This is a genomic window from Kitasatospora sp. NPDC091335, assembly GCF_044757205.1.
Classification (GTDB): Bacteria; Actinomycetota; Actinomycetes; order Streptomycetales; family Streptomycetaceae; genus Kitasatospora.
This window is the reverse complement of the sequence record NZ_JBIVUM010000001.1, coordinates 749,632-765,328: the sequence shown is the minus strand read 5'-3', so window position 1 is coordinate 765,328 and position 15,697 is coordinate 749,632. Positions and strand designations below refer to the sequence as shown.

The window sequence follows — 15,697 nt, the reverse complement described above, 5'->3', positions numbered from 1 at the left end:
CGATACTCTCGCCCCATGAGCGAGCAGCACCCGTACAGCGGCCCGGACGACCCGCGCGTCGTCGCCCTGCCCCCGTCCGAGTTCGCGTTCCCCGGCCCGCTGCGGGACCAGCTGGTCGCCGCGATCCTCGACGGTGCCAAGACCAGCACCACGGGCCTGGTCGCCGACTACGAGCACGAGGACGAGCCCCTGCCGCAGGCCGGCGAGCGCTCCGCGGTCCTCGACTCGGACGGCCGCAGGGTCGCCGTGATCGAGACCACGGACGTCCGGGTGGTCCCGCTCGCGGAGGTCGACCTCCAGCACGCCCTGGACGAGGGCGAGGGCTGCACCAGCGTGGCCGAGTGGCGCGCCGTGCACGAGGGATTCTGGCGCAGCCCGGAACTCCTCGACGCCCTCGGTGACCCGGGTTTCACCGTGGACGACGCCACTCCGGTGGTCCTGCAGCGCTTCCGCCTGGTGACCGACCTCCGCTGAGCCGGGAGGGCCCGGCGGGTACCGGCCGGCGGCCCGTGCGCGGCGGCCGGCCGGTACCCGGGATCAACGCTTCACCGGACCTCCCGCGGCTCGCATCGACTTGTTGATCGTCTTCCACTTCTGCAACCGCGCCTTGGCCACCCGGGCGTCCGTGCGCGAGGCGATCCACTCGCTCTCGCGCTGGAGCTTGAGGTAGCTGTCCATCCGGCGCTGCGGCAGGGTGCCGTCGGCCAGCGCCGCCCGCACCGCGCAGCCGGGCTCGGTGTGGTGGCCGCAGTCGTGGAAGCGGCACTCCTCGGCCAGCTCGGCTATGTCGGCGAAGGCCAGGTCGACACCCTCGCCGCCGTAGAGGCCGACCTCGCGCAGCCCCGGGGTGTCGATCAGCACGCCACCGCCGGGCAGCGGGATCAGCTCGCGGGTGGTCGTGGTGTGGCGGCCCTTCTGGTCGACCGCGCGGGCCTCCTGGACGGTCATCACCTCGGTGCCGACCAGCGCGTTGGTGAGCGTGGACTTGCCGACGCCGGACTGGCCGATCACCGCCGTGGTGCCCGGAGTGCAGGCGCGGAGCACGTCCATGCCGTCACCGGTCTCGGCGCTCACCACGAGCACGGTGACCCCGGGGGCGACCGCCTCGACGTCGGCCCGGATGAAGTCGGCGTCGTCGACCAGGTCGGCCTTGGTGAGGACGACCAGCGGATCGGCGCCGGACTCCCAGGCCAGGGCGAGGAAGCGCTCGATCCGCCCGAGGTCGGGATCGGTCGCGAGGGAGGAGGCGATCAGCACGGTGTCGACGTTGGCGGCCAGCACCTGGCCGTCGGACCGCTTGCCGGCCACCTTGCGGATGATCGCGGTGGAGCGCGGCAGCAGCGCGGCGACGGAGGCCATCGGCCGGGCGTGCGGGTCGACCGCCGCCCAGTCGCCCGTGCACGGGCAGTTGATCATGTCGGCATCGCCCACCGGCCGGGTGTCGAACCGCACGGTGCGCGGCTCGCCCGTCTCCGGGTCGGCGATCACGGCGTCGCACTGGCCGCGGTCGACCCGGACGATCCGGGCCGGGAGCAGCCCGGCCTCGCCGAACGGGGTGAACAGCTCCGCGAGCTCCGCCGTCCAGCCGTAGCCGGTCAGCGCCGACGCGTCGGCGGAGGGAGCGGAGGCGGCGAGAGCGGAGGAGGCCCCGGAAGCAGAGGAGGAAGAAGAGAACGACGGAACGGAGGCAGCGTTGAACAACGCAGTGGCCCTTCGGGAGGAAATGGTCCCGGCGGGCTACGGCTGGCGCGAAGGGCTCAGCCGGCGGCCGGGAAAAGGAGGCGAACGCGAGTGCTGCCCTGGGCAGCTATCGGGGCGACAACGACCACGGGGTTCACCTCCTGCTCTCTACTCCTCGGGCGGCCCAACGGCTCCCGAACCGGACGTGTCACACGCTAGCGGAGCGGGGCATGCCGGCCAACCCATTTTTGACCTGCGGAAACGCGATGCGGAGGCTGCCAGGAGGGCCCGAGCGGAGCAAAATTGGCCCTCCACAGCATCGGCCCGCCACAGCATCGGCCCTCCACAGCATCGGCCCGCCAGCACACCGGCCCGCCACAACGGTCGCCCAGCCGTCCCCCGCACGGGCTCTAACCCCCGTACCGGCGCCCGAGATCCGGGTCGTCCAGCCACCACGGCCGCATCCCGGTCTCCTCCTCCGCCGGCCGCCCGGCCGCCCGCGCCCGCACGGCGGCCGCCTCGAAGCGGGCGTCCAGCTCGGCGTCCACCACCCTGTTCTCCTCGCGCCCCTGCACCACCATCCGCCGCACCAGCGCGGCCAGGAACGGCAGCCCGACCAGGTCCCCGAGCACCCAGAACGCGTTTCCGCCCCAGGTCTGGTCCTGCGCCGGGCTCGGCCCCCACGGCCGCCCGAGCGCCACGTAGTAGTGCCCGGCGACCAGGTGCCCGCCGTAGATCAGCACGATCCCGAGCCCCGCGTCGAAGATCACCTCGGCGAAGGTGATGAACAGCCCGACCAGGTGCGGGTACTCGTGCCCGACCGGATCGAGCTGGAGCCGCGGCCAGAAGTACGCGAGGCCCAGCAGCACCAGCGCCAGGTGCAGCACCGCGTTCCCGAGCCCGCTGGACACCGACCACGCGTACCAGGGCGTGAGGTAGAGCAGCCACGGCGGTGCCATCAGCAGTGCGGTGGAGACCGCGGGGAACATCAGCACCTTGGACGGACGGCTGCGCAGCGCCCGCAGGACGCGCTCCCGCCGGGCCGCCGGCGCCGCCGAGACCAGCAGCGAGACCGGCGCGCCGAGCGCGAGCAGCAGCGGGACGACCATCAGCAGCAGGACGACCTGCACGGCCCGGTCGGTGAAGAGGATCCGCTCGTACACACCGAGGCCGGAGCAGGTGCACCAGACCCACAGCAGCAGCCCGCCCAGGAAGGCGGCGGTCCTGGTGGGCTGCCAGCGCCCGCCGCCGTTCCGCCGGACGGTGCGCACCGCGGCCAGGTACCAGGTGCCGAGCAGCACCGACAGGACGAGCACCAGCGGTTCGGCCGTCCAGGACCCGGCCAGGTCGGACCACCGCCACGGCGGCGGCCCGCCGTACGCGAGCACCGCGGCGGGACCGCCCGCCGCACCGTGCACCGCCACGTCCATCCGTCCGCTCACCCCGCTCGTTCCGGTGGTCCCCGGCCGCTCCGGAACGCCACCGCCGGGACGCCCCGGCGCCCGGCCATGCTGCCCCTCCCCGACGGCCCCGGCGCGCGCGGGGCCCACCTCTATACCCGGGCCTGGGCAAGCCTTTGCCGAAGCCCCGCGAAGCCTTGCCCAGGCAAAGTTCTGCCCACGGACCGCTCTCCCCCGCAACCGCGTCAAAATCCCGGACGTCTGCCAGGGTGCACGTCGGCGGGACCGCCGGATGGTGGACAAGGGGACTGGAACAGGTGCGAAGCACTGCACGCCGCGAGGGCCGCCGGCCGACGACGCGCCACCGCGACATCGAACTGGGCCTGCTGGTCCTCGCGGTGGCCGTCTGTCTGGCAGGACACGTCGACGCCGACCTGGCACTGACCGGCAGGATGCCGCCCGGGCTGCTGGTGCACGGCCTGTCGCTGGGCGCGCTGGCCGGGGCGGCACACCTGGCGGTGCGCCGGTTCGCACCGTACGCCGATCCGCTGATCCTGCCGCTGGGCGTCTTCCTGACCGGCTTCGGGCTGGTGCTGCTGGACCGGCTGGACTTCAGCTACAAGGCCGCGCACGCCGCCAAGGGCGACTACCAGAAGATCCCGGCCGCGCCCTCCCAGCTGATGTGGGTGTTCGTCTCGGTCGGGGTCGCGATCGCGCTGATCGTCCTCGTCAGGCACCACCGCGTCTTCCAGCGCTACGTGTACCTGCTGATGACGGGCGCGCTGATCCTGCTGACGGCGCCGGTGTTCTCCCCCGGCGACAGCTTCGGCGCCAAGCGCTGGATCCGGCTGTTCGGGCTCTCCTTCGAACCGGACGAGTTCGTGAAGGTGGCGATCACGGTCTTCTTCGCGGGCTACCTGATGGCCGCCAGGGACGCGCTGGCGCTGGCCGGGCGGAGGGTCTGGGGGATGACCCTGCCGCGCGGGCGGCACGTCGGACCGGTGCTGGCGATCTGGGTGGTCAGCCTGCTGGTGCTGATCTTCGAACGCGACCTGGGCACCTCGCTGATCTTCTTCGGCGTCTTCGTCGTGATGCTCTACGTGGCGACCGAGCGCACCAGCTGGGTGGTGCTCGGCCTGCTGATGGCGGTCGGCGGCGCGGCGGTGGTCGGCACCGTGGAACCGCACGTGCACGGCCGCGTCGAGGCCTGGCTGCACCCGCTCGACTACTACAAGCCGGTGCACGACAAGGCGATCTCGGAACAGCCCGCCGAGGCGCTGTTCAGTCTGGGCACCGGGCACCTGACCGGGACGGGCCTGGGTTCGGGGCGGCCCTGGCTGATCGGCTTCGCCGGGCGCAGCGACTTCATCTTCACCACCATCGGCGAGGAGCTGGGCCTGGCCGGGGTGACCGCGGTGCTGCTGGTCTACGTGCTGCTCGTCCAGCGGGGCCTGCGCACCGCGATCGGCCTGACGGACCCGTTCGGCAAGCTGCTGGCCACCGGCCTGTCGGCGGCGCTGGCGCTCCAGGTGTTCGTGGTCGTCGGCGGGGTGAGCGGGCTGGTCCCGCTGACCGGCAAGGCGCTGCCGTTCCTGGCGGCCGGCGGTTCGTCCCTGCTGGCGAACTGGCTGATGGTCGCGCTGCTGATCAAGCTGAGCGACTCCGCGGGGCGCACCGCCCTGACCCCCGCCACCGCCCCGGCCCCCGCGACCGACCCTGCCCCGGACCCGGCCCCAGTCCCGGCCGCCTGACCCGCCTGACCCGCCTGACCCGCCACCAGCACACAGGGCCTCCCCCGCACCCGCGGAGGAGGCCCTGCCCGTACTGCTGTCACGCTGCCCCGGCTACCGCTGCTCCCACGGCGCCCGGGGCGGCCGCGGCGGGTGCCCCGGCACCTGCTGCCCGGACGGCCCCTGCACCGGCGGCGGCTGAGGCGGCTGCGGCGGCTGCTCCGGCCGGGGCGGCTGCCGCGACGACGGCGACGGCCCCGCCGGCCGGTCGCTGTCCGGCGGCGGCGGGGTGGGCCGGTGGTGCGGCCCGCCGCGCGCGGTGAGACGCCCGCGCACGTTGTCGGCGGCCAGCACGTCGGCCCACCGCTCCGGGTACTCGGAGGGCACGTCGGCGTCCTCGCCCTCGTCCTCGCCCCACTCCTCCTCCACGCCCTCGGCGAGCCCGAGTTCGCGGGCGCGCCGGGCCCGTTCGACGGCCCGCCGGGCGGCGACCTCGCGGACCACCGCGGCGGCCGCCTCCTCCTGGGCACGCTCGTTCTCGGCGCGCGCGTCGGCGGTCTCCAGGGTGGGCCAGCGGCGGTCTATCGCGGCGTTCATCGCGGCACCGATGAGGACCGCGAGCGCCACCACGAAGATCCACAGCAGGACGGCCACCGGCGCCGCCAGCGAGCCGTACACCGAGACGGAGGGGCCCTCGATCGAGCTGACCAGGTAGAGCCGCAGGCCGACGCTGCAGAAGACCAGCACCACCAGGGCGACCAGGGCGCCGGGGATGTCCTCGCGCCACGGGGTCGAGACCGGGACGGCCAGGTGGTAGAGGGTGGTCAGCGAGACGATCAGCAGCACGATCGCGACCGGCCAGTAGAGGGCGCCGACCAGCCCGGCGATGCCGGGCACGGCGTTCTCCACCAGCCCGGGCCCGGTCGTCAGCAGCGGCAGCACCAGCGAGCCGATCACCAGGGCGCCGAAGTAGAGGCCGAGCGACATCAGCCGGGTCTTGACGATGCCCCGCTTGCCGTCGAGCCCGTACATGACGGTGATGGTGTCGATGAAGATGTAGAGCGCCCTGGAGCCCGACCAGAGGGACAGCAGGAAGCCGATCGAGACGAGGTCGGGCCGGGCGGTGTCGAACACCTGGTTCAGCAGCGGGACCACGACGTCGTTGACGGAGGAGTCCGACAGCACCGTCCCGGAGGCCGAGACGATGTCGTGCTTGAGCCGGTCGATGGTCTCCGCGCCGAGGAACTGGTCGAGGTACCCGAGGGTGCCGGCCAGGCCGAGCAGCAGCGGTGGGATCGACAGCAGGGTGAAGAAGGCCGCCTCCGCGGCGAGCCCGGTGACCCGGTACTCGACGCAGGTGTTGGTGGTGTCCTTCACCAGGTCCCACGCCGTGCGGTGCCAGGTGGCCTGTTTGGCCGCGCGCCGGGAGCCCTTGCCCCGGCGTCGGGAGGGCCGCTCGGCGTTCGTTCTGCTCGTATCGCCTGCTGCTTGCACAGGGCCAACCGTATCGGGCCGGGGGGCCGCGGTTGATCTCCCCGGGGTGCGGGCGCGTGGCCGGGCGTCCGCCCGTGGAGCGGCGGGAACCTCCGACTGTCCCACATGACGAAACATCAGCGTCCAGTATCCGGATGTTAGTGGACCGCGAGTCCCGCGCCGTGCGAATCTCTTGCCATGCGTAGCGCCGGAACCACCCTAGTAGGTCGACTCCACGTCGATCTCCTTCGCGTGTCCAGCGCCATCTGTCCGGTGTCCTGAGCTCCCCCTCCGCCGTACCACCGCACCCGGCGCCGATCTTCCCGCCATCCCCGCCGAAGCGGATGCGCAGGCGCCCGCCCGGTCCCGGTCACTGCCCTTGAGGCCTTGAGAATCCGCAGGTCAGAGCAGCACCGCACGGCCGAGCACGCCCCGCGACCCATCCCGCGCCAGCGCCATCTGCCCAGAAGGACTTCACCATGGCCACCTCCCCCGAGACTGCCGAGCCCCCGGCCGACCGTGCCGCCGAGCGCCGGCCCGCCGCGGCCCGCAAGGTGACCCGTCACCGCGGCGAGGGTCAGTGGGGCATGGGCCACCACACCCCCCTGAACGCCAACGAGCAGTTCAAGAAGGACGACGACGGTCTCAATGTGCGGACACGTATTGAGACGATCTACGCGCACCGGGGCTTCGACTCGATCGACCCCGCCGACCTGCGCGGCCGGATGCGCTGGTGGGGTCTCTACACCCAGCGCAAGGAGGGCATCGACGGCGGCAAGACCGCGATCCTGGACCCGCACGAGCTGGACGCCGAGTTCTTCATGCTCCGGGTGCGCATCGACGGCGGCCGGCTGACCGTCCCCCAGCTGCGGGCGATCGCCGAGGTCTCCGAGCAGTACGCGCGCGGCACCGCCGACCTGACCGACCGCCAGAACATCCAGTACCACTGGATCCGGATCGAGGACGTCCCGGCGATCTGGCAGAAGCTGGAGGCCGTCGGCCTGTCCACCACCGAGGCCTGCGGCGACACCCCGCGCGTCATCCTCGGCTCCCCGGTGGCCGGCATCGCCGAGGACGAGATCATCGACGGCACCCCCGCCATCGAGGAGATCCAGCGCCGCTTCATCGGCAACCCGGACTTCTCCAACCTGCCGCGCAAGTTCAAGAGCGCCGTCTCCGGCTCCCCGCTGCTGGACGTCGCGCACGAGATCAACGACGTCTCCTTCGTCGGCGTGGTCCACCCCGAGCACGGCCCCGGCTTCGACCTGTGGGTCGGCGGCGGCCTGTCCACCAACCCCAAGCTGGGCGTGCGGCTGGGCGCGTGGGTCCCGCTCGACGAGGTGCCGGACGTCTACGGCGGGGTCATCGGCATCTTCCGCGACTACGGCTACCGGCGACTGCGCAACCGCGCCCGGCTGAAGTTCCTGGTCGCCGACTGGGGCGTGGAGAAGTTCCGCCGGGTGCTGGAGGACGAGTACCTCAAGTACCAGCTGGTCGACGGCCCCGCCCCCGCCGAACCCGCCGCCCGCTGGCGCGACCACGTCGGCGTCCACCGCCAGCAGGACGGCCGGTTCTACGTCGGCTTCGCCCCGCGCGTCGGCCGGGTCGACGGCCCGCTCCTCGGCCGCATCGCCGACCTCGCCGCCGCCCACGGCAGCGACCGGGTGCGCACCACCGCCGAGCAGAAGATGCTGATCCTCGACATCGCCGAGGAGCACGTCGAGTCCGTCGTGGCCGGCCTGGAGGCGCTCGACCTGCGGGTCACCCCCTCGCCGTTCCGCCGCGGCACCATGGCCTGCACCGGCATCGAGTACTGCAAGCTCGCCATCGTCGAGACCAAGGAGCGCGGCCGCACCCTGATCGACGAACTGGAGCGGCGCCTGCCGGAGTTCGCCGAGCCGCTGACCATCAACATCAACGGCTGCCCGAACGCCTGCGCCCGCATCCAGGTCGCCGACATCGGCCTCAAGGGCCAGCTGGTCACCGACGAGCACGGCAACCAGGTCGAGGGCTACCAGGTGCACCTCGGCGGCGCGCTCGGCCTGGAGGCCGGCTTCGGCCGCAAGGTCCGCGGCCTCAAGGTCACCAGCGAGGGCCTGCCCGACTACGTCGAGCGGGTGCTGACCCACTACCAGGCCGACCGCACCGAGGGCGAGCGTTTCGCCCAGTGGGCGGCCCGGGCGAGTGAGGAGCAGCTCTCGTGAACGAGCGGAGCGTGGGGGTCCCCCGGCCGGAGGCCGGGGGAGAACCGATCAGGCAGGGCGTTGTTCGCGAAGCGGACGCTCAGCGCAGCGAGGTGGGCGATGAGTGAGCGCGCCGCGCCGTTCTTCTGCCCGTACTGCGGGGACGAGGACCTGCGCCCCTCCGAGACCGGACACGGCGCCTGGGAATGCCACGGCTGCCGCCGCGCCTTCCAGTTGAAGTTCCTCGGCCTGCTGTCACCGACCAACCACGGGGGTACGTCACATGAGCAGCACCGTGACTGACTACGAGGCGACAGCCCTGCGGGCCGGCCGCGAGCTGGAGGAGGCCACCGCACAGGAGATCCTGGCCTGGGCGGCGGACACCTTCGGCCGGCGGCTCTGCGTCACCTCCTCGATGGAGGACGCGGTCGTCGCCCACCTGGCCTCCTCGGCGCTCCCCGGCGTGGACGTGGTGTTCCTGGACACCGGCTACCACTTCCCGGAGACCATCGGGACGCGGGACGCGGTGGCCGCGACCATGCCGGTCAACGTCATCACGCTCACCCCGCTGAGGACGGTGGCCGAGCAGGACGCCGAGCACGGGCCGGACCTGCACGACCGCGACCCGGACCTGTGCTGCGCGCTGCGCAAGGTCGAGCCGCTCAACCGGGGCCTGGCCGGCTACGACGCCTGGGCGACCGGGCTGCGCCGCGACGAGTCGCCGACCCGGGCGGGCACCCCGGTGGTGTCCTGGGACCCGAAGCGCCGCAAGGTCAAGATCGCCCCGATCGCCCGGTGGACGCAGCAGGACGTGGACGCCTACGTCGCCGCAAACGGCGTGCTGACCAACCCGCTGCTGTGGGAGGGCTACACCTCGATCGGCTGCTCCCCGCTGTCCTGCACCCGCAAGCCCGCCGAGGGCGAGGACGCCAGGGCCGGCCGCTGGTCCGGCTCCGGCAAGATCGAGTGCGGCATCCACCTCTGACCCGTCGTCCGTTTCTGACATATCGTCAACTACCGTGTGAGGAAGTTCCCGTGACAGTTCACACCCCGGCCGCCGACGGAGCCGCAGAGGCGGCCCTCCCGGCCGCCCCCTGCGAGCGCGGCGCCACCGTGTGGCTGACCGGGCTGCCCAGCGCCGGCAAGACCACGCTGGCCTTCGCGCTGGCCGAGCGGCTGCGCTCCGAGGGCCACAGGGTCGAGGTCCTGGACGGCGACGAGATCCGCGAGTTCCTCTCCAGGGGGCTGGGCTTCTCCCGCGAGGACCGCCACACCAACGTCACCCGGATCGGCTTCGTCGCCGAGAAGCTCGCCGCCAACGGCGTCAAGGTGCTCGCCCCGGTGATCGCCCCGTTCGCGGCCTCCCGCGCCGCCGTGCGCGAGCGGCACGCCGCGAACGGTACGGAGTTCCTGGAGGTGCACGTCGCCACCCCGGTCGAGCTGTGCGCCGAACGCGACGTCAAGGGCCTGTACGCCAAGCAGGCCGCCGGGGAGATCTCCGGACTGACCGGCGTCGACGACCCGTACGAGGCACCGGAGAACCCGGAGCTGCGGGTCCGGACGCAGGGCCGCGAGGTGGCCGACTCCACCGCCGAGCTGCACGCCTTCCTGACCGAGAGGGGCCTCGCATGACCACCGCGACCGACAGCCCGGGCCGTACCGACACCCCCGGCCAGAACGCGCGGAGCCCCTTCGCGCTGTCCCACCTGGACGCGCTGGAGGCCGAGTCGGTGCACATCTTCCGCGAGGTCGCGGGGGAGTTCGAGCGCCCGGTGATCCTGTTCTCCGGCGGCAAGGACTCCATCGTCATGCTGCACCTGGCGCTCAAGGCCTTCCACCCCGCCGCGGTGCCGTTCTCGCTGCTGCACGTCGACACCGGGCACAACTTCCCCGAGGTCATCGCCTACCGCGACCGCGTCGCGGAGCAGCACAACCTGCGCCTGCACGTCGCCCACGTCCAGGACTTCATCGACCGCGGGGTACTGCGCGAGCGCCCGGACGGCACCCGCAACCCGCTGCAGACCGTGCCGCTGCTGGACGCCATCGAGAAGAACCGCTTCGACGCGGTGTTCGGCGGCGGCCGCAGGGACGAGGAGAAGGCCCGCGCCAAGGAGCGCGTCTTCTCGCTGCGCGACGAGTTCGGCGCCTGGGACCCGCGCCGCCAGCGCCCCGAGCTGTGGTCGCTCTACAACGGCCGGCACGCGGTCGGCGAGCACGTGCGGGTCTTCCCGCTGTCCAACTGGACCGAGCTGGACGTGTGGCAGTACATCGAGCGCGAGGGCATCGAGCTGCCGGAGATCTACTACGCCCACGAGCGGGACGTCTTCGCCCGCAGCGGCATGTGGCTGACCGCCGGCGAGTGGGGCGGCCCCAAGGACGGCGAGCCGGTCGAGCGGCGGCTGATCCGCTACCGCACCGTCGGGGACATGTCCTGCACCGGAGCCGTCGACTCCGACGCCACCACCATCGAGGCCGTGATCGCCGAGATCGCCGCCAGCCGCCTCACCGAGCGCGGCGCGACCCGCGCCGACGACAAGCTGTCCGAGGCCGCGATGGAAGACCGCAAGCGCGAGGGGTACTTCTAACATGACCAGCACCATCCGGGAAGCCACCGCCACCTCGCTGCTGCGCTTCGCCACCGCCGGCTCCGTCGACGACGGCAAGTCCACCCTGGTCGGCCGGCTGCTGCACGACTCCAAGTCGGTGCTCGCCGACCAGTTGGAGGCCGTCGAGCACGCCTCGCGCAGCCGCGGCCAGGAGACGCCCGACCTCGCGCTGCTCACCGACGGCCTGCGCGCCGAGCGCGAGCAGGGCATCACCATCGACGTGGCGTACCGCTACTTCGCCACCCCCCGGCGCCGGTTCATCCTCGCCGACACCCCCGGGCACGTGCAGTACACCCGCAACATGGTGACCGGCGCGTCCACCGCCGAGCTCGCCGTGGTGCTGGTCGACGCCCGCCACGGCGTGGTCGAGCAGACCCGCAGGCACGCCGCGGTCGCCGCCCTGCTGCGGGTGCCGCACGTGGTGCTGGCCGTCAACAAGATGGACCTGGTCGACTACGCCGAGCCCGTCTTCGCCGCGATCGCCGAGGAGTTCACCGGTTACGCCGCCTCGCTCGGCGTCACCGACGTGCTGGCCGTCCCGATCTCGGCGCTGGCCGGGGACAACGTGGTCGAGCCGTCCGCGCACATGGACTGGTACGGCGGCCCGACCCTGCTGGAGCACCTGGAGACCGTCCCGGTCGGCAGCGACCCCGACGCCGTGCCGGCCCGCTTCCCGGTCCAGTACGTGATCCGCCCGCAGACCGAGGAGCACCCCGACTACCGCGGCTACGCGGGCCAGCTGGCCTCCGGCGTGCTGCGCGTCGGGGACGCCGTCACCGTGCTGCCCTCGGGCCACACCACCACGGTGGCCGGGATCGACGCGCTCGGCCGCGAGACCGACGTCGCCTGGGCCCCGCAGTCGGTGACCGTCCGGCTCGCCGACGACATCGACGTCTCCCGCGGCGACCTCATCGCGGCCGGCCCGGCCCCCGTGCCGGCCAAGGACATCGAGGCGACCGTCAGCCACCTCAACGAGCGGCCGCTGCGCGCCGGGGACAAGGTGCTGCTCAAGCACACCACCCGTACGGTGCGCGCGCTGGTCAAGGAGATCTCCTACCGGATCGACATCACCGCGCCGATCGGCGAAGGGGGCCTGGAACAGCGCAGCGCCCCCGAGGGGCTGAACGTCAACGACATCGGCCACGTGGTGCTGCGCACCGCCGAGCCGCTGGCCCTCGACGACTACACCGACAACCGCCGCACCGGATCGTTCCTGCTGATCGACCCGGCCGACGGCACCACCCTCACCGCCGGCATGGCGGGCGAGGCCTTCGCGACCGTACGCACCACCGGAGCACCCGACGAGGAGGACTGGGTCTGATGCCCAGCGAGGCGTTCTCGGGCATGGACAAGGAAGGCGGCCGCATCGGCAGCGGCGTCCTCGGCAGCGGCCAGGGCGGCCTGACCCGATGTGTGGGCCGACAGGGCTGAGAACGCCCTGTCACCGGGCTGTCTACCCCCACAGCCGCCCGGCTTGCCCCGGCACACCGCTGCCGCGCGCACCACCTTCCGCACCTTCCGCCCGAGACCGTCTCCTGACGGTCCGTCCGCGAACAGGACTCCTCCATGGCACCGAACCCGGCACCTTCGCATACCCTCTCCCGCCCCGACGCCGGGCGGATCAGACGCTCCGCCGCGGCCGCCGTCGCCGGCCTGACCGCGGTGGCCCTGCTGTCGGCCTGCGGCTACGGCTCCAATGCCGACAAGCCCTCCGGTACGAACAACGCCGCGGCCACCGCCGGGGATTCCGGGGTGAAGCTGTCCGCGGACACCGTGAAGATCGGCTACTTCGCCAACCTGACCCACGGCACCCCGCTGGTCGGCCTCCAGGAAGGCATATTCCAGAAGGAGCTGGGCTCCACCCAGGTCAAGACCCAGGTCTTCAACGCGGGCCCGGCGGAGATCGAGGCGCTCAACGCCGGCTCCATCGACATCGGCTGGATCGGCCCCTCCCCCGCGATCAACGGCTACACCAAGTCCGACGGCCAGTCCCTGAAGATCATCGGCGGTTCGGCCTCCGGCGGCGTCAAGCTCGTCGTCAACCCGGAGAAGATCACCTCGCTGGACGACCTCAGGGGCAAGAAGATCGCCACCCCGCAGCTCGGCAACACCCAGGACGTCGCGCTGCTCAACTACCTCGCCGAGAAGGGCTACAAGGTCGACGCGGCCTCCGGCGCCGGCGACGTCTCGGTGGTGCGCACCGACAACAAGGTCACCCCCGACGCCTTCCGGCAGGGCTCCATCGACGGCGCCTGGGTGCCCGAGCCCACCGCCTCCAAGCTGGTCACGCTCGGCGCGAAGGTCCTGCTCAACGAGAAGGACGTCTGGCCGGACAAGAAGTTCGTGATCACCAACATCATCGTCTCGCAGAAGTTCCTCAAGGAGCACCCGGACGTGGTGGAGGCCGTGCTGCGCGGCTCGGTGAAGACCAACGCCTTCATCAAGGACAACTCCGAGAAGGCCAAGGCCGACGCGAACGAGGCGATCAAGAAGGAGGCCGGCAACTCCCTGGAGCCGGCCATCCTCGACCCGGCCTGGGCGGACATCGACTTCCTCGACGACCCGCTGGCCGGCACCCTCCAGGCCGAGGCCGACCACGCCGTGACCGCCGGGCTCCTCAAGAAGCCCAGCCTGAAGGGCATCTACGACCTCACCCTGCTGAACAAGGTCCTCGCGGCCCAGGGCCGGCCCGCCGTCGCGGACGCCGGACTCGGCGCCAAGTAGCCCCGGCCGGGCGGCCCGGGTGCCGCCCACGGCCCGGCCGCCCGCCCCCCGACTCCGCGGTCCGGCCCCGCCCGCCCGGTCGATCCCCGATCGATGCCCACCGGGCGGGCGGGGCCCGGACCACGGCCCCGCCTCGCAGACCTTTCCCTCCGCGCCCGCCACCGGGCGGGAGGGGCCCATGACCACTCACGCAGGAGGTGCCCGGATGACTCCGGCACTGACCACCGAACAGGGCGCCGCCGGTGCCCCCGCCGGCGCTCCCGCCGTCCGGCTCTCGCACGTGCACAAGTCCTTCGGCCGCCCCGGCTCCCAGACCCACGTCCTGGACGACATCACCCTCGACGTCGCCCCCGGAGAGTTCGTCACCCTGCTCGGCGCCTCCGGCTGCGGCAAGTCGACCCTGCTCAACCTGGTCGCCGGCCTCGACCAGCCGACCGGCGGCACCATCGAGGTGGCCGGCGGCCGCCCCGCCCTGATGTTCCAGGAACACGCCCTGTTCCCCTGGCTCACCGCGGGCAAGAACATCGAACTCGCCCTCAAGCTGGCCGGCGTGGCCCGCCCCGAGCGCCGCCCCGAGGCCGAGCGGCTGCTCGAACTCGTCCGGCTGAACGGCTCGTACGGCAAGCGGGTGCACGAGCTGTCCGGCGGCATGCGCCAGCGCGTCGCGATGGCCCGCGCGCTCGCCCAGGGCAGCAAGGTGCTGCTGATGGACGAGCCCTTCGCCGCCCTCGACGCCATCACCCGCGACGTGCTGCACGACGAGATCACCCGGATCTGGGCCGAACGGCAGCTGACCGTCCTGTTCGTCACCCACAACGTCCGCGAGGCCGTCCGCCTGGCCGAGCGCGTCGTCCTGCTCTCCTCCCGGCCCGGGCGGGTCGCCCGCGAGTGGCACATCGACCTGCCCCAGCCGCGCCGGATCGAGTCCGCCGGCGTCGCCGACCTGTCCATCGAGATCACCGAAGAACTGCGTGGGGAGATCCGTCGCCATGTCCAGCACTGAGACCACGCTCACCAAGCCCGCCGACGGTACCGACGGCACCGGGGACTCCGCTTCCGTCGGCGCCGGACTCGACGCCCTGGACGCCGTCACCGCGCACCGCAGACCGCTCGGCGAGGCCCTGCGGTCCAAGGCCCTGCCGCCGCTGCTCGGCGTCCTGGTCGTCATCGCGCTGTGGCAGGGCGCCTACAGCCTGCACGTCACCTCGTCATACAAGCTGCCCAGCCCGGCCGACGTCTGGCGCTCCGCTCAGGACCTCTGGTACCAGGGCACCCTGCTCACGATCATCTGGACCAGCGTCTGGCGCGGCCTGTCCGGCTTCCTGCTCGCCGTCGTCATCGGCACCCCGATCGGTCTGGTGGTCGCCCGCGTCCGGCCGGTGCGCGCCGCCATCGGCCCGGTCCTCCAGGGCCTCCAGTCACTGCCCTCGGTCGCCTGGGTACCCGCCGCCGTCATCTGGCTGGGCATCAACGACTCGATGATGTACGCGGTCATCCTGCTCGGCGCCGTCCCCTCCGTCGCCAACGGCCTCGTCGCCGGCATCGACCAGGTCCCGCCGCTGTTCCTGCGGGCCGGCCGCACCCTCGGCGCGACCGGCCTCAACGGAGCCCGCCACGTCCTCATCCCGGCGGCGCTGCCCGGCTACCTGGCCGGCCTCAAGCAGGGCTGGGCGTTCTCGTGGCGCTCCCTGATGGCCGCCGAACTCGTCGCCTCCTCCCCCGACCTCGGCCGGGGACTGGGCCGGTTCCTGGAGGACTCGCGCGAGTTCTCCGACATGTCCGGCGTGCTGCTCGGCATCATCCTCATCCTGTTCGTCGGCATCGCCATCGAACTGCTGGTCTTCACCCCGGTCGAGCGCCGGGTGCTGCGCAACCGCGGCCTGCTGGCCGCGAGCAAGTGA

Annotated in this window: 15 protein-coding genes; 12 read left to right on the top strand and 3 right to left on the bottom strand. The window is 72.5% G+C overall.

The features are described from left to right. The first annotated feature begins 15 nt into the window (after positions 1-15). On the top strand, positions 16-474 hold the full coding sequence (locus tag ACIQOW_RS03435; protein WP_401079274.1) for an ASCH domain-containing protein: 459 nt from the start codon (positions 16-18) through the stop codon (positions 472-474). A gap of 63 nt (positions 475-537) precedes the next feature. Here ACIQOW_RS03435 and rsgA read toward each other — a convergent pair whose 3' ends face one another. Both rsgA and ACIQOW_RS03425 read right to left on the bottom strand, forming a co-directional pair. Beyond that, positions 538-1,701: a ribosome small subunit-dependent GTPase A gene (gene rsgA, locus ACIQOW_RS03430; protein ID WP_401079272.1), complete on the bottom strand. Its 1,164-nt coding sequence runs from the start codon at positions 1,699-1,701 to the stop codon at positions 538-540. A gap of 389 nt (positions 1,702-2,090) precedes the next feature. Then, on the bottom strand, positions 2,091-3,122 hold the full coding sequence (locus tag ACIQOW_RS03425; protein ID WP_401079270.1) for a cytochrome c oxidase assembly protein: 1,032 nt from the start codon (positions 3,120-3,122) through the stop codon (positions 2,091-2,093). Between the two features lie 275 nt (positions 3,123-3,397). On the opposite strand from ACIQOW_RS03425, the gene ACIQOW_RS03420 reads away from it, so the two are divergent. After that, on the top strand, positions 3,398-4,831 hold the full coding sequence (locus ACIQOW_RS03420) for an FtsW/RodA/SpoVE family cell cycle protein (protein ID WP_401079268.1): 1,434 nt from the start codon (positions 3,398-3,400) through the stop codon (positions 4,829-4,831). A 93-nt stretch (positions 4,832-4,924) separates the two neighbouring features. Here ACIQOW_RS03420 and ACIQOW_RS03415 read toward each other — a convergent pair whose 3' ends face one another. Continuing rightward, positions 4,925-6,304, bottom strand: coding sequence for a YihY/virulence factor BrkB family protein (locus ACIQOW_RS03415; RefSeq protein WP_401079266.1), 1,380 nt, complete (start codon positions 6,302-6,304; stop codon positions 4,925-4,927). 177 nt (positions 6,305-6,481) lie between these two features. On the opposite strand from ACIQOW_RS03415, the gene ACIQOW_RS03410 reads away from it, so the two are divergent. The 10 genes from ACIQOW_RS03410 (at position 6,482) to ACIQOW_RS03365 (ending at position 15,697) form a co-directional block, all read left to right on the top strand. Then, on the top strand, positions 6,482-6,565 hold the full coding sequence (locus tag ACIQOW_RS03410) for a putative leader peptide (protein WP_401079798.1): 84 nt from the start codon (positions 6,482-6,484) through the stop codon (positions 6,563-6,565). Between the two features lie 197 nt (positions 6,566-6,762). Continuing rightward, entirely contained in the window at positions 6,763-8,487 is a 1,725-nt protein-coding gene (locus ACIQOW_RS03405) for a nitrite/sulfite reductase (protein ID WP_401079264.1), read from the top strand. 99 nt (positions 8,488-8,586) lie between these two features. Beyond that, the gene (locus ACIQOW_RS03400) at positions 8,587-8,769 is read left to right on the top strand and encodes a hypothetical protein (RefSeq protein WP_188296662.1); all 183 of its coding nucleotides are present in this window, start codon (positions 8,587-8,589) and stop codon (positions 8,767-8,769) included. Beyond that, positions 8,750-9,451, top strand: a complete 702-nt coding sequence (locus ACIQOW_RS03395) for a phosphoadenylyl-sulfate reductase (protein WP_401079261.1) — start codon at positions 8,750-8,752, stop codon at positions 9,449-9,451. The genes ACIQOW_RS03400 and ACIQOW_RS03395 overlap by 20 nt, the downstream gene beginning before the upstream one ends. Positions 9,452-9,501: 50 nt before the next feature. Next, entirely contained in the window at positions 9,502-10,098 is a 597-nt protein-coding gene (cysC, locus tag ACIQOW_RS03390) for an adenylyl-sulfate kinase (RefSeq protein ID WP_401079259.1), read from the top strand. Further along, on the top strand, positions 10,095-11,051 hold the full coding sequence (gene cysD / locus ACIQOW_RS03385) for a sulfate adenylyltransferase subunit CysD (protein WP_401079257.1): 957 nt from the start codon (positions 10,095-10,097) through the stop codon (positions 11,049-11,051). Before cysC ends, cysD begins: the two co-directional genes overlap by 4 nt. Before the next feature lies 1 nt (position 11,052). Then, complete coding sequence (locus ACIQOW_RS03380; protein WP_401079255.1) at positions 11,053-12,393, top strand: sulfate adenylyltransferase subunit 1; 1,341 nt, start codon at positions 11,053-11,055, stop codon at positions 12,391-12,393. A 245-nt stretch (positions 12,394-12,638) separates the two neighbouring features. Beyond that, positions 12,639-13,796 (top strand): aliphatic sulfonate ABC transporter substrate-binding protein, encoded by a 1,158-nt coding sequence (locus ACIQOW_RS03375; protein ID WP_401079253.1) that lies wholly within the window; start codon positions 12,639-12,641, stop codon positions 13,794-13,796. Between the two features lie 205 nt (positions 13,797-14,001). Continuing rightward, positions 14,002-14,799: an ABC transporter ATP-binding protein gene (locus tag ACIQOW_RS03370; RefSeq protein WP_401079251.1), complete on the top strand. Its 798-nt coding sequence runs from the start codon at positions 14,002-14,004 to the stop codon at positions 14,797-14,799. Then, a complete protein-coding gene (locus ACIQOW_RS03365) occupies positions 14,786-15,697 on the top strand; it encodes an ABC transporter permease (RefSeq protein WP_401079249.1) in 912 nt (303 codons plus the stop codon). Before ACIQOW_RS03370 ends, ACIQOW_RS03365 begins: the two co-directional genes overlap by 14 nt.